The sequence below is a fragment of the Emcibacter sp. genome, assembly GCF_963675455.1.
Taxonomy (GTDB): domain Bacteria; phylum Pseudomonadota; class Alphaproteobacteria; order Sphingomonadales; family Emcibacteraceae; genus Emcibacter.
In genome coordinates, this window is the sequence record NZ_OY776217.1 from 1,229,164 (window position 1) to 1,252,625 (window position 23,462).

A 23,462-nucleotide genomic window follows, 5' to 3' on the forward strand; every position below is an offset into this window, starting at 1 on the left:
ATTAATTCTCATAAATAATACATGTAAGTGTTACAGCTTTGTAACAATATAAAAATAAACCCATCTTGATCGAAAAATTTCCGAGGGTAACTCCCGGAGAGATAAGCGCAACCAAAATAGGTGGGAAAATGACCAGAAAAAATTCCGTGAAGTCACTTCTTTTAACGACAGCACTTTCAATGGCGACACTGGGCTCGGTGGCCTCTGCCGCCGATTTTACCGGCACGGTTCTGGAAGGTTCAGAAAGATATGCGCTTGAGGGCGCCATGGTAGAGATCAAATCGGAAGGTCTTAAAACCACCACAGATACAGACGGTCGCTTCCGCTTCCGCGGACTTGCGGCCGGCACATATGAAGTCAGCATTTCCTATGTGGGCACCGCGCCGGTGACACGCACCATCACGGTGGGCGAGGAAAATGTCAGTCAGATGTTCATTTTCGGTCAGGACGACCTGGAAGAGATTGTGGTCACTGGCTTCCGGGGCAGCATGAACAGCTCCCTGAACAAACAGCGTGCGGCCGACAATATCGCCAACTATCTGTCTGCCGATGCTGCCGGTAACTTCCCTGACCAGAACATCGCCGAGGCCGCCCGCCGCCTGGTGGGGCTGTCCATGGAATCAGACCAGGGCGAAGGCCGCTTTGTGATCGTGCGCGGGATTGACCCGAACCTGAACTCCACCACCATCAATGGCACCAGCCTGCCGTCACCGGAAGGGGACGAGCGCAAGGTGGCGCTGGATGTGATTCCGTCCGAACTTCTGGAAACCCTGCAGGTGACCAAATCCGCAACGCCGGATATGGACGGCGACTTCATCGGCGGCAACATCGAAGTAAAAACCATTTCCGGTTTTGACAAGGACGAACGCCTGATCAAACTCAAGGCGGAAGGTAGCTACAACAAGTTGCAGGACAAGCTGAGCCCGAAAGTCTCCGCCGTTTATGCAGACCAGTTGAGCGAGAAACTGGCCGTTGCCGCCTCCGTCAGCTGGCAGGAGCGCAAGCATGGCGCCGATAACAAGGAAGTCGACGGCGGCTGGAAAAACAGTGATGACGATGACAACGAAATCAGCGATCTGTATCCGGCTGAAATGGAGCTGCGTGATTACAGCGTGACCCGTGAGCGTTTCGGCGCGGCCCTGAATATCGATTTCCGTCCGACAGACAACACCAACCTTTATCTGCGCTCTCTCTACAGCCGTTTCAAGGACAGCGAACTGCGTCAGCGGACCGAAATCAAATATGAAGACGGTGTCTTTGCTGACGGTGTTACGGGAGGTCCGCTGGTCTATATTGATGAGGCCAAAGCTGACCGTGACCTCAAAGACCGTATCGAAACCCAGAAAATCTTTTCTACCGTACTCGGCGGCGAGTCATTCGTGAATGACTGGACCTTTGAATACAGCGTTTCCTACTCCCATTCCGAGGAACGGGAACCGGATCGTTTGGATACAGATTTCAAATCGGACGAACGTGTGAATGTTGGCGTTGATATTTCCGACCCGCTCCTGCCGGTCAGCATCTTCGCAAGCGATGACGATCTGGCCCTGTTCACAAATGCGGGCAACTATGAAATGGATGCGATCGAATATTCAGACAATATTACTGAAGATGACGAATGGGCCTTCAAGCTGGATGTGCGCCGGGATATGGATTTCGGCGGCAACCAGGGTTACATCAAGTTCGGCGGCAAGTATAAAATGCGTGACAAAATGCGCGATAACACTTTTGTCGTCTATGAAGACCTGGGGGATTACACACTTGCCGATTTTGCGACGACAACCGGATATGGCATCGATGATGCCCAGGGCGGTCTCGCAGCTGATAGCCAGGCAATCCGCGATTTCTTCCGGGATAATATCGACAGCTTCTCCATCAATGAAGATGACACCATACTCGGTTCCGAGGCCCTCGATTATACAGCCAATGAAGATATTCTGGCCGGTTACCTTATGGGAAGTGTTGATGTGGGTAACCTGCGAATCGTAGCCGGTTTGCGTGTCGAACATACCGAGTTCGATGCAATTGCCAATCAGGTTATCGTCGGTGACGAGAGTTCTGTTACAGAGGTCGTCGGAGAGAATAGTTACACCGACTGGCTGCCCAGCGTAAACATGCGCTATGACCTTGGTGACAGCAATGCCGTTATCCGTGCGGCATACTATAAAGCTGTCGTTCGCCCGAAAATCGGTGACATGGTGCCGAGCGGTGAAATCGAAGCTGAAGATGATGATGGCGAAATCATCCGTGAAGGATCCCTGGGGAACCCGAGCCTGAACCCCTATCGCGCGCACAACTTTGATCTGGGTGTCGAATGGTATCCCAACAACGATTCTATCGTTTCTGCGGGTGCCTTTTACAAGAAGATCAAGAATTTCCACTTTGACCAGATCTTTGAAGATATCACAGTAAACGGTATCGATTTTGCCGAAGTGAGCCAGCCGCAGAATGGTGAAGATGCAGATATCTTCGGGATCGAGCTAAATTTTCAGCAGAATCTGACTATGCTGCCGGCGCCGTTTGACGGCCTGATCGTGGGCGCCAACTATACCTACACGGACAGTGAAGGGTCATATGCCAATGCAGATGGCGAACTGGTGGACATTCCGCTGCCGAAGACCTCCGAACATGTGGCCAACGCCATCATTGGATATGAAAAAGGCGGCTTCTCCATCCGGGCGGCGCTCAGCTACCGCAGTGAATATCTGGACGAGGTCAATGAAGGCGACGGCGACCGTTATGTGCTCGGCCGCACGCTGCTGGACGTGACAGCAAGCTATGAAGTCACCAGGAACTTCAAGATTTATACCGAAGTCTCCAACCTGACCAACGAGAAATGGAATGCGGTTTACCGGACCGCAGACGGCGACTATCTGATGCAACATGACGAGTTCGACATGACCATCAATTTCGGTGTAAAAGCTAACTTCTGATCTGAATATATTTAAAGAAAGCCCCGGGTTTCGGTCCGGGGCCTTTTTTATTTCTGCAGCCGTTCCGCCGAGATGTCGGACTGTTTCAGGCCGAAAGCGAGGAGGTCCTCCGGCAGGCCCTTGCCCTGGACAAGGGAGGCGGTGATCCTGCCGAGGGCGACGGCGGTTTTGATGCCGAACCCGCCCTGGCCGGCAAGCCAGAAGAAACCTTCTGTATCGGGCGCGAAACCGGCGACCGGGTGATGATCGGCCACATGGCTGCGCAGCCCGGCCCACTGGTGATCTATTTTGCGCACCGGCATGCCAATCGCTTCCTCCAGATAATGGGCGGCGTAAGCCACATCCATTTCCTCGGGCTGTGCGTCGCAGGGTTCGGACGGGGTCTGGTCCATGGGGGAGACGAGGATCTTGCCCGCATCCGGTTTGAAATAGAATTTATCCTGGGCCTCGGTCACAAACGGCCAGTTGTCGATGTTCACGCCTTCCGGCGGATCGACCAGAATGGCGGTGCGGCGCAGCGGCTGGATACCGATGGGGGCGACGCCGGCAAGTTTGGCGACCTGATCCACCCAGGCCCCGGCCGCATTGACCAGGATCGGGACCTCATAAGTTCCGGTCGGGGTGCTGACCCGCCAGCCGCCGGTGATTTGTTCAATGGCTTCGGCCGGGGAGTCCGTCATGACTATACCCCCGCGGGACCTCATGCCGCGCAGGAATCCCTCATGCAGGGCATGCACGTCCATATCGGCGACATCCCGTTCCAGCAGGGCCTTTTCCAGAAATGGTTCGGTCATCAGCGGCACCCGCTCCAGGATTTCCTCGCGGCCGAGCCAGGCGACATCATCGGTCACCCGGGCCAGATCGTCATGGAGTTTGTTCAGAGGCCTGAGGTCATCCCGGTCGCAAATAAACAGATGTTCCCGCGGATGAAGCAGCGCATGTTCACTGAAACCTTCCGGCGGGTTTTTCAGGAAATCGGTACTGCCCAGCACAAGTGCCCTGAGCACCGGGTCGCCCTGGCCGTAGGTGGAACTATAGACGGCGGCGGAGCGGCCGGTGGTATGATAGCCGGGCTGGCTTTCCGCCTCGAGAAGAATGACCTTGCCCAGCCGGGAGAGTTCATATCCTGCGCCGGCCCCGGCGATGCCGCCGCCGATGATGATAAAATCTGCCTGAAAATCCATCTGTATCATGCCTTCTGTAATCTCTTTTTGTCGCCGGCAGTATGCCTTTCCGTTACGGCGAAGAAAAGAAAGAAGTGATACTGTGGTGCAGCATTTAACAGAGGTCTTTTTTTGGAAGAAAATTACATACAGAGTTACCAATGAGTAACTTTATTCTGGATTTACAGTCAAATTCTGTTAAGTTTGAAAAATATTGTGCAGTGCCGTAATGAATGAGGGACAGAAAATGCAGAAACCACCAAAGGATTTTTTCAAGCCGCTGGCCATCGGGGCGCCGCAACCGTATCGGGAGATTCCTGTGGCGCTGGAACGGATGATTCATTTCTTTCCGCCTCATGTGGAAAAAATGCGGTCCAAGGTGCCGGATATGGTCGGCCAGGTGGATGTTCTGCTCGGCAACCTTGAGGACGCCATCCCGGCCGACGCCAAGGAAGCGGCCCGGGCCGGCTTTATCGAGGTGGCCAGATCGGTGGATTTCGGCAACACGGGGCTCTGGACCCGGATCAACTGCCTTAATTCCCCCTGGATGCTGGAGGATATCACCGAAATCGTTTCCGCCGTCGGCAACAAGCTCGATGTGGTCATGCTGCCCAAGGTGGAGGGTCCCTGGGACATTCATTATCTGGACCAGCTTCTGGCCCAGCTCGAGGCCCGGCATAATGTGGAAAAACCGATCATGATCCATGCCATTCTGGAAACCGCCCAGGGCGTGGACAATGTGTCCGCTATTGCCGCGGCCAGCCCGCGCATGCACGGCATCAGCCTCGGCCCGGCCGACCTCGCCGCCAGCCGCGGCATGAAGACAACCCGGGTCGGCGGCGGTCATCCGTCTTACGGCGTGCTGGAGGATTCAAAAGGCGAGGGCGCGCCGCGCACGCTCTATCAACAGGATCTGTGGCATTATACGGTGGCCCGTATGGTTGATGCCTGCATGACCTATGGGCTCAAGGCCTTTTACGGCCCGTTTGGTGATTTTTCTGACGATGCCGCCTGCGAGGCCCAGTTCCGCAACGCCTTCCTGATGGGCTGCATGGGCGCCTGGTCCCTGCACCCCAAACAGATTGCCATCGCCAAGAAAGTTTTCAGCCCGGATGTGGATGAGGTGCTGTTTGCCAAGAAAATCCTCGAGGCCATGCCCGACGGCACCGGCGCGGTAATGATTGATGGCAAGATGCAGGACGACGCCACCTGGAAACAGGCCAAGGTGATTGTCGATCTGGCAAAAATCGTCGCCTCAAAAGATCCCGAACTGGGCGCCGCTTACGGCTTCTAATTTTCTTACAATATAGCAAATAAAAAGAGCGGCCAGTGAGCCGCTCTTTTTATTTCGGGTATATCTTGCCGTTAATGGTCCGACGCCCCCGAGGCGCCGATGCCGGTTTCGGAGCGCACCATCTGCACCGCGAACAGGGCCTTTTCCTTTTCCGCCTGCGCGCTCTTGTCGGTGACAGACAGCAGCCAGGTGACGATAAAGGCCAGCGGCATACTGTAGAAAGTCGGATAGGCGTGGGGGAAGATCGGCTCTGCATAGCCCAGCACTCCGGTCCAGACGCCTGGGCCCAGAATGATCAGGCCGACCGAGGAAATGAGGCCGGCAACCCCGCCCCAGACGGCACCGCGGGTGGTCAGACCCTTCCAGTACATGGCCAGGATCAGGATCGGGAAGTTGACGCTGGCGGCGATGGCCATGGCCAGCGAGGCGACAAAGGCGATATTCTGATGTTCAAAGGCGATGCCGAGGACCACGGAAATGGCGCCCAGAACAAAGGTGGAGATCCGGGAGACGCGAATTTCCTCGGCATTGGTGACCGTCTGCCCGGACTTGAAGGTTTTGGCATAAAGGTCATGGGCCACGGTGGCGGCCCCGGCCAAAGTCAGGCCGGCGACCACAGCCAGGATGGTGGCGAAGGCCACAGCCGACATGAAGCCCAGTACCAGGTTACCGCCGACAATATGGGTCAGGTGCAGGGCGACCATATTGCCGCCGCCGATCAGCTTGCCTTCGGGGGTGTAATAATCCGGATTATTCATCACAAAGGTGATGGCGCCGAAGCCTATGATGACGATCAGGATATAGAAATACCCCATGATTGAGGTGGCGTAGAATACCGACTTGCGGGCATCCTTGGCGTCCTTCACGGTGAAAAAGCGCATCAGGATGTGCGGCAGTCCCATGATGCCGAACATCATGGTCAGGCCCAGGGAGATGATGGAAACCGGATTGTCCATCCAGATACCCGGCTCCATCAGCGCCTTGCCGCGGGGATGGGTGTCAATGGCGCTCTGGAAAATGGCGGACAGGCTGAAATCAAAATGGGCCATTACAGCAAAGGCGATATAGCTGCCGCCGACCAGCAGAAGGATGGCCTTGATCAGCTGCACCCAGGTGGTGGCCAGCATGCCGCCGAAGCTGACATAGAGGATCATCAGGAAGCTGACCAGGATCACGGCATAGATATATTCCATGCCGAACAGAAGCTGGATCAGCTTGCCGGCGCCGACCATCTGGGCGATCAGGTAAAACAGCACCACCGACAGGGAGCCGATGGCGGACAGGGTGCGGATCGGTTTTTTATCAAGCCGGAAAGAGACCACATCGACAAAAGTATAGCTGCCGAGGTTGCGCAGCCGTTCGGCGATCAGGAACAGGATCACCGGCCAGCTGGCCATCACACCGACAGCAAGCAAGGTGGCGTCATAGCCAAAGGAAAACAGGGCGCCGGTAATGCCGAGAAAGGTGGCGGCAGACATGAAGTCGCCGGCAATGGCAGTGCCGTTCTGCCACGGTTTGATGCCGCCCCCGGCGGCGTAGAAATCATCCTTGGTTTTGTTTTTGCGGGCTGCCCACCAGGTGATGCAGAGGGTGGCGAATACAAAAATAAAGAACATGACGATGGCGTTGACGTTGAGCGGCTGTTTTTCAATCTCGCCCGAGATGTCACCGCCGGCCGCCCACAGGGCCTGCGGCAGCAGGGTGATCAGGAGTGTGAGGGAAAGTTTCAACAACGAGGATTTACCCATTGGCTTTCTCCCCGGCAGCATGGTCTTTCAGGAACTGTTTGCGGACCGGATCGAATTTCGTGTTCGCCCACCAGGTATAGATCCCGGCACAGATCATGCCGTTGATGATGACCAGAAATACAAGCACCATGCCCCAGGTGATGACGCCCCCGTCGGTAACAGCCTGACTGATGATGGGAGCGGAAAAGGCGGTCAGAAGGATATAGAGGCCATAGGGGACGGCAATGGCCAGGCTGAGCAGCAGGCTCATTCTTTTTCTCAGGCCGCAGAGCCTGTTGAATTCAGCGTCTTCAGATAGTTTCTGCAGGTACTTCTGCTGTTCTGCGGCTTTACCGCCGTACTCATCCGCCTTCTGATCCGACATAAATGGGCTCCCGAAAAATTATTTTAATTATGTAACATGGAATGGCTGTTTTACAGAAGCGCAAGAATACGCATGTTTTTTGCCGGAGGCAAGGTTTCATTTGTAACTTTTATGGCGCGAATGCTTATGTTTCAGGCTGATTTATTTTTGCCGAACGGGAGGAATCAGGCAGGAGTATCAACGGAAGCAATGCTGTCAGGAGCAGGGGCAGGAACGAATCGATCTGAAGGTTTTTGCAGCAATAATAAAACAGTTTTATATATAAAATAAATTATCGATTTTATGTTCCGTCTGTCGCCGCTTGTTAAAATATATTTTAAAACAAAGAGATATATAATAAAAAGTATGGGATATAGGTTATGGTGTCGGGGTAGAAATAATTTCTTCTGGAGTTATTCCCAGAAATATATTAAGTTTAAAATAATTAGATAAACTCCGGCGATAAGAGGAAGAATATCATGAAAATAGTTTGTCTTGGTGGCGGCCCCAGCGGGGTTTATCTGGCCATTTCCATGAAACTGCAGAACCCTGAACATCAGATCGAGGTATACGAACGTAACCGGGCCGATGATACCTTCGGCTGGGGCGTGGTGTTTTCAGACCAGACCATGGAAAACCTTAAGACCAATGATCCGGTCAGCGCCGAAAATATGATCGGCGAACTGATTCACTGGGACGATATTGATGTTCATATCCGCGGTGAAGTGATCAAGTCCGGAGGTCACGGTTTTATCGGAATCGGCCGCCAGCGCCTTCTCGACATCCTCTATGACCGGGCCCTGGAACTGGGCGTCAAATTTCATTTCGAGACAGAATTCGAGCTCGAGGACCTGACGACTCGCTTTGCCGACGCGGATCTGATTGTGGCGGCTGACGGCCTGAACTCCAAGGTCCGCAACAATAATCTCGAGGCCTTCGATTGCGATATTGACATGCGGCCGAACAAATTCGTCTGGCTCGGCACTCATCAGCGATTCGATGACGCCTTCACGTTCATTTTTGAAAAGACCGAACACGGCTGGATCTGGGTGCATGCCTACCAGTTCGATAACGAGACCTCCACCTTCATCGTTGAATGCGGCCCGGAAACCTATGATGCCTGGGGTTTCGAACATATGGACCACGAGGAAAGCGCCGAAACCTGTCGCAAGATTTTTGAAAAATACCTCGGCGGCCATGACCTGATGACCAAATCGGCCCATATCCGCGGATCCGCCTGGATCAATTTCCCGCGGGTACTGTGCCACACCTGGGTCAAGGACAATATTGTGCTGATCGGCGATGCGGCCCATACCGCCCATTTCTCTATCGGATCCGGTACCAAGCTTGGTTTCGAGGATGCGATCAGTCTGGCAAAGCATCTCAACTCCGGTCAGGATGTGCGGGAGGCCCTGGTCAGTTATCAGGACGAGCGCGAACTCGAGGCCCTGAAGCTGCAGTCCGCGGCCCGCAACTCCATGTCCTGGTTCGAGGAGCTGGACCGTTATCTTGATTTCGATCCGACCCAGTTCACCTACAGCCTGCTGACCCGGTCCCAGAGGGTCAGTCATGAGAACCTGCGGCTGCGTGACGGTAAATGGCTGGAAGGGGTGGAAAAATGGTTTGCGGACCGGGCCTACAAGGCGGTCGGCAAGGAAAAACCGGCGGGACGGGTTCCGCCCATGTTTACGCCCTATAAAATCCGCAATATGGAACTTGCCAACCGGGTGGTGGTATCCCCCATGTCCATGTATTCGGCCAAAGACGGCCTGATCAATGATTTCCATTTCATTCATTACGGCGCCCGGGCCATGGGCGGGGCCGGCCTACTGTTCACGGAAATGACCGATATTTCCGCCGACGGCCGTATCACGCCGGGCTGTGCCGGGATCTATACCGACGAACAGATGCAGGCCTGGAAGCGGGTTGTGGATTTCGTTCATGGCAACAGCCAGGCGAAAATCGCCATGCAGCTGGCCCATGCCGGACGCAAGGGCTCTACCAAAGTGGGCTGGGAAGGTTACGATATGCCGCTTGACGAGGGCAACTGGGAGCTGATTGCCCCGTCTGCGATTGCCTGGGATGACAAGAATCAGGTTCCCCGGGAGATGGCCCGGGATGATATGGACCGGGTCCGCGACGATTTTGTCGCAGCGGTAAAACGGGCCGACCAGGCCGGCTTTGACATGATCGAGATGCATGCCGGCCACGGTTATCTGCTGTCCAGCTTCATTACGCCGGTCAGCAATAAACGCACCGACGACTATGGCGGACCTCTGGAAAACCGTCTGCGTTTTCCGCTGGAGGTCTTCAATGCCATGCGCGCGGCCTGGCCGGCGGACAAACCCATGTCCGTGCGGATTTCCTCCACCGACTGGGTCGGTGAGGACGGCGTGACACCGGAAGAAGCGGTGCTGATTTCCAAGGCCTTTGTCGAGGCCGGGGCCGATATTATCGACGTGTCCACAGGCCAGACCCTGCCGGTACACAAGGTCAACCCGGTGTTCGGCCGCATGTTCCAGACCCCGATGGCCGACCAGATCCGTAACGAGGGTCATGTGTCCACCATGGCGGTCGGAAATATCTTTGAAACCGACCATGTAAACAGTATCCTTGCCGCCGGACGTGCGGATCTTGTGATGATCGGCCGGCCGCACCTGATGGATCCGCAATGGACGATCCGCAGTGCCGCCGAACAGGAATATCACGGGCCTGCGGTTCAGGTGCCGAAACAATATCTTACCGCCTTCACCCAGCTCGAGACTAATCTCAAGCGGGCGGCAGAGATGGCCCTGAACGCTTAGGGTAATATATTTCCGGAAAATGCGTCCGCTCGGGGTATTTCAGAGGCGGGCGCATTTTCTTATTTAATGAAGGAGCATGTCGTGAGTGAGTTAAATCAGGGAAAACTTCAGGGTAAACATGCCGTGGTGACCGGCGGCGGCCGGGGAATCGGGGCGGCAATCGCTGATGCTCTGGCCGCGGAAGGCGTGCGCCTGACCCTGCTCGGTCGCAACGAAGAGGTTCTGAAAGCGAAGGCGGAAACGCTGCCTGACGCGGTGCCGCTGGCCTGTGACGTGACCAACCGTGACGCTGTGGAGGATATTTTCGGCAAAGCCCGGGAAAATTACGGTCCGGTGGATATACTGGTCAATAATGCGGGGGCGGCGCATCCCTCGCCCTTTATGAAAACGTCCCCCGATGATCTGCAGGCAATGCTGGACGTTAATCTCATGGGTCCCTGGCACTGCATCCAGGCGGCCCTGCCGGACATGCTGGAAAAAGGCAACGGCCGGATTGTCAATATCGCCAGCACAGCGGCGCTGATCGGTTATAAATATGTGACAGCCTATTCGGCGGCCAAACATGCGGTCCAGGGCATGACCCGGTCCCTGGCGCTGGAACTGGCCAACAAGGGAATTACCATAAATTCCGTCTGTCCCGGATTTACAGAAACGGATATTGCATTTGATGCAATAGAGAATATTATGAACAAAACCGGACGAAGCCGGGATGAGGCAATTGCAGAACTGGCCAAACATAACCCGCAAAAGCGGTTTATTCAGCCGGAAGAGGTTGCCTCGGCAGTGCTTTGGCTGTGTGAGGACATAAACAGAAGTATGACCGGACAGGCCATTTCCGTGGCTGGCGGGGAGGTAATGTAAGCCTGGAACAGATGGTGAAACCGGATAGCAAGACACTGTGCAAAAAAAGACTTGGCCTGTGGTTGCGCCTTTTTGCAGATACAGCCCTGATTGAAAAGCAGACCCGACGTCTTCTCCGAAGTCATTTTGGCGTTACCCTGCCGCAGTTCGATCTGATGGCGGCCCTTGACCGGGCCCCCGGCGGCCTGACTATGGGGGAGCTCTCGAAACAGCTTCTGGTCTCCAACGGCAATGTCACCGGAGTGGTTGAGCGGCTGCAGCAGGAAGGTCTGGTCAAGCGCTGGCCTCTGCCCACCGACCGGCGTATCTATAGTGTCGGTCTGACCGCCAAGGGGCGAAGCGCCTTCCGGGAAATGGCCGAAAGTCACCGTGACTGGGTCAATGATATTTTATCAGACCTCGATGAAGGGACCGTTGAGGAAATGACCAGACATCTGGACTTTTTGCGGGAAAGCCTGAAAAAAAAGGCGGAAGCAGAGACTTCTGTCAAAAATAAAAAATAGAACAATGCCGGTTCCGGATGGACCCGGCTGTTCTGACCCATAACCATAAACCGGCATGACAGTAATCCAGGACGGATCAGACTTGCAGTTGAAAGACAATAATCGGAGAATATAAATGTCTTTGCCAACTGCCCATGAGGACACCTTCGCCCGTGATCGACTTCCCGATTCGGAGGACTGGCCCTGCTTTCTTTTGGACCTTCCCGAACTCCACTATCCTGAGCGCCTGAATGCGGCGGCGGAACTGCTCGACCGGCATATTCAGGCCGGTGACGGCGATCGTATCGCGGTGGTTTTCGAGGACAACCAATGGACCTATGCGCAATTGGCTGAAAAGGCAAACCAGGTGGCTCATGTGCTGACCCGGGATATGGGGCTGGTGCCCGGCAACCGGGTTCTGCTCAGGGGCTTTAACAATCCGATGATGGTGGCGAGCTGGTTCGGGGTGCTGAAGGCCGGCGGCATTGCGGTGGCGACCATGCCGATGCTTCGCGCGCGCGATCTGGCGCCGATTGTCGAAAAGGCGAAGATCAGTCATGCCCTTTGTGACGAGAGGCTGGCAGAGGAGCTGGAAAAAACCAGGGCTCTTGGTGAAAATCTGGCCCGGATCGGATATTTTTCGGCCCTGGGAGAAAGCAAAACGGACTTTGACAGGACCATGGCCAGAAAGTCGAAGAAATTTGATCCCGTGCCGACCCTGTCCGATGATGTGGCGCTTATCGCCTTTACCAGCGGCACCACCGGCAAGCCCAAGGGCACCGTTCATTTCCATCGGGATATTATGTCCATGTGTCATTGTGTGGGTCAGGATCTTCTGGGGATAAAAGTTGGGGACCGGGTCATTGGCAGTCCGCCCATTGCTTTCACATTCGGCCTCGGGGCGCTGGTCACCTTTCCCCTCCAAGCGGGAGCAACGGTCATTCTGCTGGAAAACGGATCGCCGCCCAGTCTGGCCAAGGCCATCGAAAGATACCGGGCAAGCTGGTGTTTTACGGCGCCGACCGCTTACCGGGCCATGCTTGGTGAGCTTGATGAGGTGGATCTGTCCAGCCTGAAGAACTGTGTTTCGGCCGGGGAACATCTGCCGCTGCCCGTGTTCGAGAGCTGGAAAAAGGCGACCGGGATTTCCCTTATTAATGGCCTGGGATCCACCGAGATGATTCATATTTTTATCTCGGCCGCCGGCAGGGACATTCGACCGGGGGCTACAGGCAAGGCCATCGGGGGATATCAGGCCCGGGTGGTCGATGAAGAACTGAAGGATGTGCCGGTCGGCGAGGTGGGCAAACTGGCGGTGCGCGGCCCGACAGGCTGTCGTTATCTGGATGACGAGCGCCAGAAGGTGTATGTGCAGGACGGCTGGAACCTGACTGGCGATGCCTACCGGATGGACGAAGACGGATATTTCTGGTTCATGGCCCGGACCGACGATATGATTGTTTCCTCGGGATATAATATCAGCGGCCCGGAGGTGGAGGAGGTGCTGTTGTCGCATCCGGCCGTGCAGGAATGCGCGGTCATAGGCGCGCCGGATCCGCAGAGGGGGCAGGTCGTCAAGGCCTTTGTTGTTCCGACAGAGCCCTATGAGGGATGCAGCAAGCTTGTGCTGGCCCTGCAGGATCATGTAAAGGAACATATAGCGCCTTATAAATATCCGCGGGAGATTGCCTTTCTCGATAAGCTGCCGAAAACCGAGACAGGCAAGATTCAGCGGTTTAAACTAAAGAATCTGTAGGGCCTATCAAAAAGGCCCCGTGCAGGATAACTGGAGCAGTTGATGAAAAATTTCTTTGTGAAAATTAAATGCGATCTCGGCAAGGCCTACGATGTGGCGGCCGCCCTGGTCGACCGCCTCGAGGACAAGGTTGAGGAAGTCTATTCCATTTCCGGCGAGTTTGACCTGATCATGAAAATCAGGCTGGACGAGGATGAGGATGTAGGCCAGTTCGTTAATGAGCATGTGCACGCCATTGAGGGAATCAAGGATACCTTCACGCTGATTGCCTTCAAGGCCTTTAAATAATTTCCTGTATGATGTCGTCATTCCCCTGTCACATACTCCATTGATATGGATCAGTGAAAACAGGGGCCTGTCCCTGTATGACACCCCTGTGAGGGAAAACAAGGTGAACAGATGACGGCTCTCAGGAAGAATTCAGATTTTACAGGGCAAAAGCCACAGGTGGCCCCTGCACGTCAGCCGCGCCTGCCACGCTATACCAGTTATCCGACGGCGTTGCAGTTTGGAGAGCTTGACGGACGCGATCATATGGCCTGGCTTGGCGACCTTCCGGCGGAGGATCCTGTTAGCCTTTATTTCCATATTCCTTTTTGTGACCAGTTATGCTGGTTCTGCGGGTGCTACACCCATATTTCCAACAAATATGAGCCGGTTAAAAAATACCTGGAGAGTTTGCTGAAGGAACTGGCCTGGACGTCTTCCCTGACCGGCCGGCGGAAGGTAAGCCATATTCACTTCGGCGGCGGTTCCCCGACCATTCTGGAAGCAGAGGATTTTGAACGGCTGATGTCGGTTGTCCAGGAGGCCTATGAAATCCTTCCTGGGGCGGAAATTGCGGTGGAAGTGGACCCCAGGACCCTGAGCCGGGACAAGGTGAATGCCTATGGTCGTTGCGGGGTCAACCGGGTCAGTATGGGAATCCAGGATTTCGACGAAAAGGTCCAGAAAACCATCAATCGTATCCAGTCCACCGAACTGATTGAAAGCTGCCTGCGCTGGTTTAAAACTGTCGGTATTCGGAATATTAATTTTGATCTGATCTATGGCCTGCCGAACCAGACAGAGGCAACGATCCGGCAGACCGTATTGCAGACGGCCTTTTACAAACCGTCCCGTATTGCCCTGTTCGGGTATGCCCATGTGCCGTGGATGAAAAAACACCAGGCGCTGATCGGTGCCGAGATGCTGCCGGACCAGGCGCAACGCCAGGCCATGTTCGACATTGCCAGCCGGACGCTGGTGGATTGCGGTTATCAGGCCATCGGGCTCGATCATTTCGCCCTGCCGGGAGATACTCTCCTGGACGCCCACGACAGGGGGACGCTGCGGCGGAACTTCCAGGGATACACGGCCGATAATGCCGACAGCCTGATCGGTTTCGGGGCCTCGGCCATCAGTTCCCTGCCGGGCGGATATGCCCAGAATACAACGGATATGAAAGCCTATCACCAGCAGACCGGGGTCGGGGAAAGCCCGGTGGTGCGCGGCGTGAAAGTAACGGCGGCGGACCAACTGGTGCGGCAACTTATTTCGGACCTGATGTGTTACCAGCAGGTTGATCCGGAGGCGCGGGCCCGGGAATTCGGCCAGTCCTATGATTTTAAACGGGAATATGCGGCGCTGGGTGAACTTCTTGATGCGGGTTATATGGAGGTAAAAGGGTCCTGTTTCCGGATTACAGAGGCCGGCAGCCCTTATCTCAGGGCCATCTGTTCTGTTTTTGACCGGTATCTGCCGGCAAACTTCGAGAAAAATCCCGATATCCTGCACCGCTGCCTGCACGAGAGTGAGGGCTGATCGAAAACTCACCCTTCGTGGGTGACCTCCGCCCGTTGTGTCAGTTTGGTGATAAGCCGATCAAGTTCTTCTGTTTCCGTATCGTTCAGGGTTTCCAGGAGAACGGTTTCATAGTCGGTCACGAGCGGTTCGATCTGGTTATATATGTCCTGGCCCTGTTCGGTCAGGTTGAGGATGGAGCGCCGCCGGTCTTCCCGGGCGTAGGAGCGCTGAACCAGACCCTTGTCCAGAAGACTGTTCACGGCCCGGCTGACAGCCACCTTGTCTAGGGCTGTTTTCTCGGTCACATCTGCAGCGGATATATTGGGGAACCGATGCAGATGGGCCATCACTTTCCATTCCGGCGGGGCGATGCTGAATTTGTCGCTATAGATCGCCGCAAGCCGCCGGCCAATAATATTGGACAGGTAGGAGAGCCGGTAGGGAAGAAAGTTTTCCAGAAGGAGGGGGCTGTTTTTGTTTTTTTTCATATTAAAAAATTGGGTCCGGTATATATTTCTTGATTAAGTTACAAATGTAACTATAATGCCTCCGCATAGGGAGTGTCGGAGAAAGTTATCATTCTTTGCAAAAGCAGGCACCAAGTTTTTTGTTTGGTGAAGTCTGGTGTTGACAGGACAGCTGTCGGATATATCGGCTTTCTTCCACTCGTTTCACTATTTTCTGGATTAAAGGACAGGACATGAAAAATTGGATTGGATTTCCCCATCGCGAAGGTACGCATTCCCGTCAGGCCCATGTGGATCTTCCCGAAGGTACCTATGAGCGGGAAATGGGCAAGGAAGGCTTCTTTGGCCCGGCCTCCCATCTCTATCACCAGAATATACCGACCGGCTGGACAAGTTTCGAGGGACCGCTGCAGCCCCATGCCTTTGATACCAACCTTCTGAAGGATTTTGGCCCGTCCCCCTGGAATGCGGAGGATTTGATTTCCAACGCTCACATGAAATTCCGGATCTGGAAATCATCTGAAAAGATGGATCATCTGGTGCGCAATGCGGACGGCGACGATCTTTTGTTCATTCATAACGGTGCCGGTGAGCTGTTCTGCGATTTCGGTCATCTGACCTATGAAGCGGGCGACTATCTTGTCATTCCCCGGGGCAGCATGTGGCGTATTGAACCCACGGAAAAAACCGAAATGGTCCTGGTCGAGGCCACCAACAGCAGTTATCAGCTGCCGGACAAGGGAATGCTTGGCCCCCATGCCATTTTCGATCCGGCGATCCTGGATGTGCCAGCCATTGATGATGCTTTTAAGGCTCAGCAGGGCAACAACGAATGGCGTGTCGTGGTCAAGGCCCGTGATCAGCTCAGCACCATTACCTATCCGTTCAATCCGCTGGATGCGGCAGGCTGGAAGGGTGATCTGACAGTGGTCCGTGTGAATGTAGGGGACATCCGGCCGCTGATGAGCCATCGCTATCATCTGCCGCCCAGCGCCCATACCACTTTTATGGCCGGCCGTTTTGTGGTCTGTACCTTTGCACCCCGGCCGATCGAAAGCGATCCCGGGGCCCTGAAGGTGCCCTTCTATCACAACAATGATGACTATGATGAAATCATCTTCTATCATCGTGGTGACTTCTTCAGCCGCGATAATATTGAACAGGGCATGGTGACCTTCCATCCCTTCGGTTTCACCCACGGTCCGCACCCCAAGGCTTTCAAGGCCGGGGAAAAAGCGACCCGCAAGGAAACCGATGAGTATGCGATGATGATCGACACCCGTGATCCGGTGGAAATGTCCGATGCGGCTTACGGTGTGGAAAACCAGAATTATGTGAACAGCTGGAAATCCGGGGACTAGGCTGTCATACTGAAAGAACGAAACAGGGAAATAAACTGATGAAACTTGCCTCACTGAAATCGGGCCGCGACGGCAAACTTGTCGTGGTCAACCGCGATCTGACCAAAGCCGTCTCGGCAGATTCCGCCGCCTCAACCATGCAAATGGCGCTGGATCACTGGGCCGATGTGGAACCGCAGCTGAAAGCGATTTCCGATGACCTGAATGCAGGCAAAATCGAAGGGTTCGATTTTGATCCGGCTCAGTGCGATGCGCCGTTGCCGCGCGCCTATCACTGGGCGGACGGATCCGCTTATGTGACCCATGTGGAACTGGTGCGCAAGGCCCGCGGGGCCGAATTGCCGGCAACCTTCTGGGAAGATCCGCTGATTTATATGGGCGCATCCGATGCCTTCATCGGCCCCCGCGATCCCATTGATGTGGAAAGCGAGGACTGGGGCATCGATTTCGAGGCCGAGATCGCGGTGATCACCGATGATGTACCGGCCGGTACTGGCCCGGTTCAGGCTCTTGACCATATCAAGCTGATCACCATCCTGAATGATGTGTCGCTCCGCAACCTGATTCCGGCCGAGCTGGCCAAACAGTTCGGGTTTTATCAGTCCAAGCCGCAGACCGCCTTTGCGCCGGTCTTTGTCACCCCTGATGAACTGGGCGATGCCTGGAAGGACGGCAAGCTTCATCTGCCGCTGCATGCGATCCTGAACGGTACAAAGATCGGATCGCCGAATGCCGGTATCGATATGACATTCAACTTCGGCCAACTCATTGCCCATGTGGCCAAGTCCCGTGCCCTGGAGGCCGGTACGGTGATCGGATCCGGAACCATCTCCAACAAGGGCTCGAAAGACGGTTCCTGCTGTCTGGCAGAGGTGCGTTGTCTGGAAACCATTGCCGACGGCAAGCCCAGTACACCTTTTATGAGTTTTGGCGACCGGATCGAGATCGAAATGTTCGACGAGGACGGTAAAACCATTTTCGGCAGGATCGATCAGGTGGTGAAACAATACCACCCGCCCCGTTAATTTAACGTCCGGGAAGGAAGACAGATATGCTGGCGCTTTATGGATATTACAGATCATCTGCGGCCTACCGGCTGCGCATTGCGCTGAACCTCAAGGGGCTGGACTATGAAAATATCCCCGTCTCCCTTCTCGCCGGCGAACACCGGAACGAAGACTATCTGAAACTGAATGCCCAGGGACTGGTTCCGGCGCTCAAAGACGGCGACCTGACCCTCGGCCAGTCCATGGCCATTCTCGAGTATCTGGAGGAAACCCGTCCGGAAGCGCCGTTGCTGCCGGCGGATGCCGCGGGCCGCGCCCGGGTGCGCCAGATTGCCAACATCATCGCCTGCGATATTCATCCGCTCGATAACCTGCGGGTGCTGAAATATCTGAAGGGCGCCCTCGGCATCAGTGACGAGGCAAAGGACGACTGGTACCGGCACTGGATCCTGCTGGGTTTCGAGGCCATAGAAACCATGCTGCAGGACGGCAAAAGCGGCACATATTGCCATGGCGACAGCCCGACTTTCGCCGATGTCTGTCTGCTTCCCCAGCTCTATAATGCCCGCCGGTTCAATACGCCGCTGGATAAGTTTCCCAATATTCTGCGGATCGAGGAACTGTGCAATACGCAGGAGGCGTTCATCAAAGCCCAGCCTGAAAATCAGCCGGACGCCAAATAGCTTCCCGAGCTTCTAACTGTACCTTTAAACAGGTGCAAAAAGTCTGGCTTTGCGGCTGGCTTGCCGCTACTCTGTTTTCAAACAGTCGTTTTATATTACCTTCAGGGAGAGCAGCATGAAAAATCTGTTTGATATTTCGGGCAAGATCGCCGTTGTCACCGGCGGATCACGGGGCATTGGGGCCATGATTGCCCGCGGATTTGTGGAAAACGGGGTGAAGACCTATATCTGTTCCCGTAAGCTGGAGCAGTGTCAGGCGATGGTGGAGGAGCTTGGCCGGTATGGCGAGGTCATCGGCCTGCAGGCAGACCTGTCCACCTATGAAGGCGTGACGTCATTTGCCGCGGAGATTGCCGGGCGCGAAGACAAGATCGATATTCTGGTTAATAATGCCGGTGCGGCCTGGGCGGCGCCTATCGAGGAATTTCCCGAAGCCGGCTGGGACAAGGTGATGGATATCAACGTGAAGGGAGTTTTCTTCCTGACCCAGAAGCTGTTGCCGTTGTTGAAGAAGTCCGGCACGGCCGAGGATCCGGCCCGGGTCGTCAATGTGGGCAGTGTGGACGGGCAGCATGTGCCGGAACCGGAAACCTACAGTTATTCGGCCAGCAAGGCAGCGGTGCTGCATATGACCCGTGTTCTGGCCAAACGGCTGGCGCCTGACCATATCAATGTGACAGCCATTGCCCCCGGACCATTCCCCAGCGCCATGACCAAAGGCCTTTTTGATGCCATGGGGGAACGCATGCTGGATGAGATTCCCCTGCGCCGCATTGGCACGCCCGAGGATATGGCCGGGGTGGCCATTTACCTGTGCAGCCGGGCCGGTGCTTATGTTACCGGGGCAACCGTGACCGTGGACGGCGGCTGGGCGACGACCGTTTAGTGCTGATTCCTAGAGCCGGGGCAGGATCGCCAGCAGGGCATCCAGACTGGACCGGCCAAGTTTGGCGGCCCGGTCCGGTGACCAGCCGCTTTCCGGGTAAGGGGTCTTTTCCGTATCCTTGAACGGCATTTCCAGGGTCATTGAGACCGCGTTATAGCGGTGGGCGAACTGGTTTGTCGCCATGCCCAGATTTCCCTTGCCGGCGGCTGATTTTGGATAGCCGACTTCGGTCTGGAAATCAGGTGATATTTTCTCCAGCTGTTCCATATATTCATAGGCCAGGTCAAGCTGGGCTTCGTCAATGTCCGGCACACCTTCGAAACAGGCGATGAAATTATAGGGCAGGGCCTCGTCGCCGTGAACGTCGAGGATGAAATCAATGCCGGTCTCGTCCATTTTACCGCGCACGTAAGCCACTTCCGGCTCGGTGCTGAAGTCCGGATCTTCCCACACCCGGTTGAGATTGATACCGGCCGCATTGGTGCGCAGATGACCGCGGCGGCTGCCGTCCGGGTTCATGTTGGGCACGGCATAAAAGACACATTTTTCCAGCAGGGTGCGGCTGACCGGATCATCGTCATCCAGAAGCCGGCCGAGCATGCCTTCCATGAACCATTCGGCCATGGTTTCGCCCGGATGCTGGCGGGCAATATACCAGATTACTTTCTTGTCCTTGGCCGGCGTGCCGATGGTCAGCAGATCCATGTCCTGGCCGTCCAGTGTCTCGCCAATGCAGTGCAGGCTGACCTTTTCATCTGCGGCGCACTGGGCGATCAGGTCGTGATGGCGCTCCATGCTGTAGGGGGCGAAATAGGCATAATAGACGCAGTCGGTTTCCGGCACGTGATGGATGGTCAGGGTGCCGTCCTTATAGACGGTGCTGACCCGGAACCAGTCTTCGCGGTCATAGGAAGCCACGACCTGGTAATTTTCCCAGCCTTGTGGATAGGCGGCGTTCGCCACATCCTCGATGCTTAGCGCACAGAGCTGTCCCTTGGCGCCGGTCATGCGGAAATAGAACCACTGGTAAAAGTCGGATTTATTGTCTTTGCGGATATGGAGGCGGATGTTGGACGGATTTTCCGCCTCGACCACTTCAATATTGCCGCCATCGAAATCGCTGCTGATTTTCATTTTCTATCCCCGGCTGTTGTTTCTGTTTCCTTATACGGTTCCTTGCCCGGCTTTGCAATCGGTGGAAAAGAGGGGCAAGTGGAAAAACCGTTTCCTGCGGACAGGGAGGTCATTTCCGGAATCTTTTTCGGTGCGGAAAATATTGTATAAAATTTTTCACTGTTTTATGGTTTGACCAATGCAACAGCGTGACAGGGCCGCACAATTCTGCCAAACTGCCCGCTTTGAAATTCAGTGAACACCCAAAAATAACAAAAAGGGGAAGAATATGTCCGTCGTACGTAACCGTCTGCTCAATCCAGTAGGGGGGAGGTGTCTATGACTTCTGTCTCTGAAAGTCTGCGTGAAGGATCCCAGCAGCGGGAACTCCTTGGTCATCCGGTAGGCCTGTCGATTTGTTTCCTGACCGAAATGTGGGAGCGTTTCTCTTATTACGGCATGCGGACCATTCTGGTGCTGTATCTGGTGAAATACCATATGTTCAGCACCGAAAAAGCCAGCATGATTTACGGCGCCTATGCGGGGCTGGTCTATATGATGCCGATCATCGGCGGTTATATGGCTGACCGCTTCCTCGGCAGCCGCAAGGCGGTGACCTACGGGGCCCTGTTGCTGGTGGCCGGGCACGGCTTGATGGCCTTTCACGGCCCACAGGCCTATCTCGATGGCGACACGGTTGTCCGCAATGACTTCTACCTGAATATATTCTTCCTGGCCCTGGCGCTGATCATCACCGGCGTCGGATTCCTGAAGGCCAATATTTCCACCATTGTCGGTGCGCTGTACGGCCCGAGAGACCCGCGCCGGGATGGCGGTTTCTCCATTTTCTACATGGGTATTAACCTAGGATCCGTCTTTTCCACAGCCCTTGTCGGGTATGTGGGTGAAGTGCACGGCTGGAACTATGGTTTCGGTCTTGCCGGCATCGGCATGCTGTTCGGCCTTCTGGTCTTTCTTTGGGGTCAGCGTTATCTTGATGGCCGGGCCGAACCGTCTAATCCCGCAGTGCTGAAGGAAAAATCTCCGATCGGCCTGAACAAGGAATGGACCATTTACCTGGGCGGCCTGGCGCTGGTCGGTTTCAGCTGGCTGCTGATGCAGTATCAGGATTTTGTCGGCAGTGTGTTGTATTTTGTCGGGCCACTGATGCTTCTGGTGATTATCGTTTACGGCGTAACCCAGTGCACCAAGATCGAGCGGGAAAGGCTTTATGTCGCCTGTTTCCTGATTTCCGTGCAGTCCGTTTTCTGGGCCCTCTTCGAACAGCAGGCCGCCAGCCTGACCCTGCTGGCGGATGAGCAGTTTGACTTGAACTTCCTGGGCATGACTTGGCTGGCGTCGCAGGTTCAGCTGTTGAACCCGGGCTTCATCGTCCTGTTTGCGCCGGTGCTGGCCTGGCTCTGGGTGAGCCTCGCCAATAAAGGCTGGGAACCTTCCACACCGGCTAAATTTGCTATTGCCATGCTTCTGATCGGCCTTGGTTATGTGGTCTTTTCCTGGGGTATGAGCCTCGACGACAGCACCAGCAAGAGCTTCCTGTGGATGGTCTTTATCTACCTGTCCCTGACCATTGCCGAACTGTGCCTGAGCCCGGTCGGCCTGTCCATGGTGACCAAACTCAGTGTCGGGAAAATCGTCGGAATGGTCATGGGCACCTGGTTCCTGTGGACGGCCATGGGTAACTTTGTGGCCGGCGTCATCAGCTCTTGGACCGGCAGTGGCGGTCATGGCGGCGAGAGCGGCAATCTGGATGTGGTCGCGACCATGGAGGTCTACACCAATATCGGTCTTATCAGTATTGGTGTTGGTGTCTTTATCCTGATCCTCACACCATTGTTGAAAAAATATATGCACGGCGTCCACTAGGCTTCCTGCAAAATCAGATATAAAAAAATGCTGCACCCGACAGGTGCAGCATTTTTCTTTTGGGTAAAGGTTGCTGTCTAGTCTTTGTCGATGAATTTATAGACAAAACCGGCAACCGCCGCCCCGGCAATCGGAGCCAGCCAGAAGATCCACAGCTGCTGCAGGGCGATGCCGCCTTCCAAGAGGGCCGGGCCGGTGCTGCGGGCCGGGTTGACCGAAGTATTGGTGACCGGAATGCTGATCAGATGGATCAGGGTCAGGGTGAGGCCGATGGCCAGCGGGGCAAACCCGGCGGGTGCCTTCTTGCTGGTGACGCCAAGGATGACCAGCAGGAACATGAAGGTCATGACCACTTCCGTAATGATGCCCGCCTGCATACTGTAAAGTCCCGGGGAATGGGTGCTGACGCCATTGGAGGCAAGTCCGCCTTCATAGCCACTGGCGCCGGACGCAATCATCGACAACAGAGCCGCAGCAGCGATGGCGCCGAGAACCTGGATGATGACATAAGGAACAAGCTCCTTTTTGTCGAACCTGCCGGCCACGCAGAGCCCAACGGAAACCGCCGGATTGAAATGACCGCCGGATATGTGCCCGACGGCATAGGCCATGGTCACCACCGTCAGGCCAAAAGCCAGGGAAACCCCCAGCAGACCGATCCCCACGGTACCGAATTTTGCGGCCAGCACAGCACTGCCGCATCCTCCCAGAACGAGCCAGAATGTTCCGAAGAATTCTGCCATTAATTTGTTAGACAACCCCATATTTCAATTCCCTCTATTGTTGGTTTGGAGGGAAAGTATATGTGATTTACGGACAATTCAGAAGCAACTTATGCTGCGCTCGAAGGATGCAGCATTTTTGCACTATAGGTGCAGCATTTTTTACG

General features: G+C 55.1%; 20 protein-coding genes. 14 read left to right on the plus strand and 6 right to left on the minus strand.

Annotation, left to right across the window (positions count from 1 at the left end):
- The first annotated feature begins 128 nt into the window (after window positions 1-128).
- A complete protein-coding gene (locus ACORNT_RS05515) occupies window positions 129-2,933 on the plus strand; it encodes a TonB-dependent receptor (RefSeq protein ID WP_321396491.1) in 2,805 nt (934 codons plus the stop codon).
- Window positions 2,934-2,980: 47 nt separating this feature from the next.
- Here ACORNT_RS05515 and ACORNT_RS05520 read toward each other — a convergent pair whose 3' ends face one another.
- The gene (locus ACORNT_RS05520; RefSeq protein WP_321396493.1) at window positions 2,981-4,117 is read right to left on the minus strand and encodes an FAD-binding oxidoreductase; all 1,137 of its coding nucleotides are present in this window, start codon (window positions 4,115-4,117) and stop codon (window positions 2,981-2,983) included.
- A gap of 226 nt (window positions 4,118-4,343) precedes the next feature.
- Here ACORNT_RS05520 and ACORNT_RS05525 point away from each other — a divergent pair, with 226 nt between their 5' ends.
- Window positions 4,344-5,390, plus strand: coding sequence for a CoA ester lyase (locus tag ACORNT_RS05525; protein WP_321396496.1), 1,047 nt, complete (start codon window positions 4,344-4,346; stop codon window positions 5,388-5,390).
- A 71-nt stretch (window positions 5,391-5,461) separates the two neighbouring features.
- Here ACORNT_RS05525 and ACORNT_RS05530 read toward each other — a convergent pair whose 3' ends face one another.
- Entirely contained in the window at window positions 5,462-7,138 is a 1,677-nt protein-coding gene (locus ACORNT_RS05530; protein ID WP_321396499.1) for a cation acetate symporter, read from the minus strand.
- Window positions 7,131-7,502, minus strand: coding sequence for a DUF485 domain-containing protein (locus ACORNT_RS05535; protein ID WP_321396502.1), 372 nt, complete (start codon window positions 7,500-7,502; stop codon window positions 7,131-7,133). Before ACORNT_RS05535 ends, ACORNT_RS05530 begins: the two co-directional genes overlap by 8 nt.
- 72 nt (window positions 7,503-7,574) lie before the next feature.
- On the opposite strand from ACORNT_RS05535, the gene ACORNT_RS05540 reads away from it, so the two are divergent.
- From ACORNT_RS05540 to hemN, 7 genes are all read left to right on the plus strand, one after another.
- Window positions 7,575-7,772: a hypothetical protein gene (locus ACORNT_RS05540; RefSeq protein WP_321396504.1), complete on the plus strand. Its 198-nt coding sequence runs from the start codon at window positions 7,575-7,577 to the stop codon at window positions 7,770-7,772.
- Between the two features lie 188 nt (window positions 7,773-7,960).
- A complete protein-coding gene (locus ACORNT_RS05545) occupies window positions 7,961-10,285 on the plus strand; it encodes a bifunctional salicylyl-CoA 5-hydroxylase/oxidoreductase (protein WP_321396508.1) in 2,325 nt (774 codons plus the stop codon).
- A gap of 81 nt (window positions 10,286-10,366) precedes the next feature.
- Window positions 10,367-11,146: an SDR family oxidoreductase gene (locus ACORNT_RS05550; RefSeq protein WP_321396510.1), complete on the plus strand. Its 780-nt coding sequence runs from the start codon at window positions 10,367-10,369 to the stop codon at window positions 11,144-11,146.
- A gap of 11 nt (window positions 11,147-11,157) precedes the next feature.
- Entirely contained in the window at window positions 11,158-11,649 is a 492-nt protein-coding gene (locus ACORNT_RS05555) for a MarR family transcriptional regulator (RefSeq protein WP_321396513.1), read from the plus strand.
- A gap of 115 nt (window positions 11,650-11,764) precedes the next feature.
- Entirely contained in the window at window positions 11,765-13,384 is a 1,620-nt protein-coding gene (locus ACORNT_RS05560; protein WP_321396515.1) for an AMP-binding protein, read from the plus strand.
- 42 nt (window positions 13,385-13,426) lie between these two features.
- Window positions 13,427-13,672 (plus strand): Lrp/AsnC ligand binding domain-containing protein, encoded by a 246-nt coding sequence (locus ACORNT_RS05565; RefSeq protein WP_321396517.1) that lies wholly within the window; start codon window positions 13,427-13,429, stop codon window positions 13,670-13,672.
- Window positions 13,673-13,783: 111 nt separating this feature from the next.
- Window positions 13,784-15,187: an oxygen-independent coproporphyrinogen III oxidase gene (gene hemN / locus ACORNT_RS05570; protein WP_321396521.1), complete on the plus strand. Its 1,404-nt coding sequence runs from the start codon at window positions 13,784-13,786 to the stop codon at window positions 15,185-15,187.
- 8 nt (window positions 15,188-15,195) lie between these two features.
- On the opposite strand, the gene ACORNT_RS05575 is transcribed toward hemN, so the two are convergent.
- Window positions 15,196-15,657 (minus strand): MarR family winged helix-turn-helix transcriptional regulator, encoded by a 462-nt coding sequence (locus ACORNT_RS05575; RefSeq protein ID WP_321396524.1) that lies wholly within the window; start codon window positions 15,655-15,657, stop codon window positions 15,196-15,198.
- A gap of 212 nt (window positions 15,658-15,869) precedes the next feature.
- Between ACORNT_RS05575 and ACORNT_RS05580 the strand changes: the two genes are divergently transcribed.
- From ACORNT_RS05580 to ACORNT_RS05595, 4 genes are all read left to right on the plus strand, one after another.
- Window positions 15,870-16,997 (plus strand): homogentisate 1,2-dioxygenase, encoded by a 1,128-nt coding sequence (locus ACORNT_RS05580; RefSeq protein WP_321396526.1) that lies wholly within the window; start codon window positions 15,870-15,872, stop codon window positions 16,995-16,997.
- Window positions 16,998-17,035: 38 nt separating this feature from the next.
- Complete coding sequence (locus tag ACORNT_RS05585; RefSeq protein WP_321396529.1) at window positions 17,036-18,022, plus strand: fumarylacetoacetate hydrolase family protein; 987 nt, start codon at window positions 17,036-17,038, stop codon at window positions 18,020-18,022.
- A gap of 29 nt (window positions 18,023-18,051) precedes the next feature.
- A complete protein-coding gene (maiA, locus tag ACORNT_RS05590) occupies window positions 18,052-18,687 on the plus strand; it encodes a maleylacetoacetate isomerase (protein ID WP_420717547.1) in 636 nt (211 codons plus the stop codon).
- 115 nt (window positions 18,688-18,802) lie between these two features.
- Window positions 18,803-19,573: an SDR family oxidoreductase gene (locus ACORNT_RS05595; RefSeq protein ID WP_321396535.1), complete on the plus strand. Its 771-nt coding sequence runs from the start codon at window positions 18,803-18,805 to the stop codon at window positions 19,571-19,573.
- Between the two features lie 9 nt (window positions 19,574-19,582).
- Here ACORNT_RS05595 and ACORNT_RS05600 read toward each other — a convergent pair whose 3' ends face one another.
- Window positions 19,583-20,707, minus strand: coding sequence for a M14 family metallopeptidase (locus ACORNT_RS05600; protein WP_321396537.1), 1,125 nt, complete (start codon window positions 20,705-20,707; stop codon window positions 19,583-19,585).
- Window positions 20,708-21,025: 318 nt separating this feature from the next.
- Between ACORNT_RS05600 and ACORNT_RS05605 the strand changes: the two genes are divergently transcribed.
- Complete coding sequence (locus ACORNT_RS05605; RefSeq protein WP_321396539.1) at window positions 21,026-22,573, plus strand: peptide MFS transporter; 1,548 nt, start codon at window positions 21,026-21,028, stop codon at window positions 22,571-22,573.
- A 77-nt stretch (window positions 22,574-22,650) separates the two neighbouring features.
- Here ACORNT_RS05605 and aqpZ read toward each other — a convergent pair whose 3' ends face one another.
- A complete protein-coding gene (gene aqpZ / locus ACORNT_RS05610) occupies window positions 22,651-23,337 on the minus strand; it encodes an aquaporin Z (protein ID WP_420717520.1) in 687 nt (228 codons plus the stop codon).
- Window positions 23,338-23,462 lie beyond the last annotated feature (125 nt).

What these genes read in the sequence shown, in the direction of transcription:
- ACORNT_RS05515 (WP_321396491.1), top strand. Translation starts at nt 129, where the DNA reads ATGACCAGAAAAAATTCCGTGAAGTCACTTCTTTTAACGACAGCACTT.
- ACORNT_RS05520 (WP_321396493.1), bottom strand. Translation starts at nt 4,117, where the DNA reads ATGGATTTTCAGGCAGATTTTATCATCATCGGCGGCGGCATCGCCGGG.
- ACORNT_RS05525 (WP_321396496.1), top strand. Translation starts at nt 4,344, where the DNA reads ATGCAGAAACCACCAAAGGATTTTTTCAAGCCGCTGGCCATCGGGGCG.
- ACORNT_RS05530 (WP_321396499.1), bottom strand. Translation starts at nt 7,138, where the DNA reads ATGGGTAAATCCTCGTTGTTGAAACTTTCCCTCACACTCCTGATCACC.
- ACORNT_RS05535 (WP_321396502.1), bottom strand. Translation starts at nt 7,502, where the DNA reads ATGTCGGATCAGAAGGCGGATGAGTACGGCGGTAAAGCCGCAGAACAG.
- ACORNT_RS05540 (WP_321396504.1), top strand. Translation starts at nt 7,575, where the DNA reads ATGTTTTTTGCCGGAGGCAAGGTTTCATTTGTAACTTTTATGGCGCGA.
- ACORNT_RS05545 (WP_321396508.1), top strand. Translation starts at nt 7,961, where the DNA reads ATGAAAATAGTTTGTCTTGGTGGCGGCCCCAGCGGGGTTTATCTGGCC.
- ACORNT_RS05555 (WP_321396513.1), top strand. Translation starts at nt 11,158, where the DNA reads ATGGTGAAACCGGATAGCAAGACACTGTGCAAAAAAAGACTTGGCCTG.
- ACORNT_RS05560 (WP_321396515.1), top strand. Translation starts at nt 11,765, where the DNA reads ATGTCTTTGCCAACTGCCCATGAGGACACCTTCGCCCGTGATCGACTT.
- ACORNT_RS05565 (WP_321396517.1), top strand. Translation starts at nt 13,427, where the DNA reads ATGAAAAATTTCTTTGTGAAAATTAAATGCGATCTCGGCAAGGCCTAC.
- hemN (WP_321396521.1), top strand. Translation starts at nt 13,784, where the DNA reads ATGACGGCTCTCAGGAAGAATTCAGATTTTACAGGGCAAAAGCCACAG.
- ACORNT_RS05575 (WP_321396524.1), bottom strand. Translation starts at nt 15,657, where the DNA reads ATGAAAAAAAACAAAAACAGCCCCCTCCTTCTGGAAAACTTTCTTCCC.
- ACORNT_RS05580 (WP_321396526.1), top strand. Translation starts at nt 15,870, where the DNA reads ATGAAAAATTGGATTGGATTTCCCCATCGCGAAGGTACGCATTCCCGT.
- ACORNT_RS05585 (WP_321396529.1), top strand. Translation starts at nt 17,036, where the DNA reads ATGAAACTTGCCTCACTGAAATCGGGCCGCGACGGCAAACTTGTCGTG.
- ACORNT_RS05595 (WP_321396535.1), top strand. Translation starts at nt 18,803, where the DNA reads ATGAAAAATCTGTTTGATATTTCGGGCAAGATCGCCGTTGTCACCGGC.
- ACORNT_RS05600 (WP_321396537.1), bottom strand. Translation starts at nt 20,707, where the DNA reads ATGAAAATCAGCAGCGATTTCGATGGCGGCAATATTGAAGTGGTCGAG.
- ACORNT_RS05605 (WP_321396539.1), top strand. Translation starts at nt 21,026, where the DNA reads ATGACTTCTGTCTCTGAAAGTCTGCGTGAAGGATCCCAGCAGCGGGAA.
- aqpZ (WP_420717520.1), bottom strand. Translation starts at nt 23,337, where the DNA reads ATGGGGTTGTCTAACAAATTAATGGCAGAATTCTTCGGAACATTCTGG.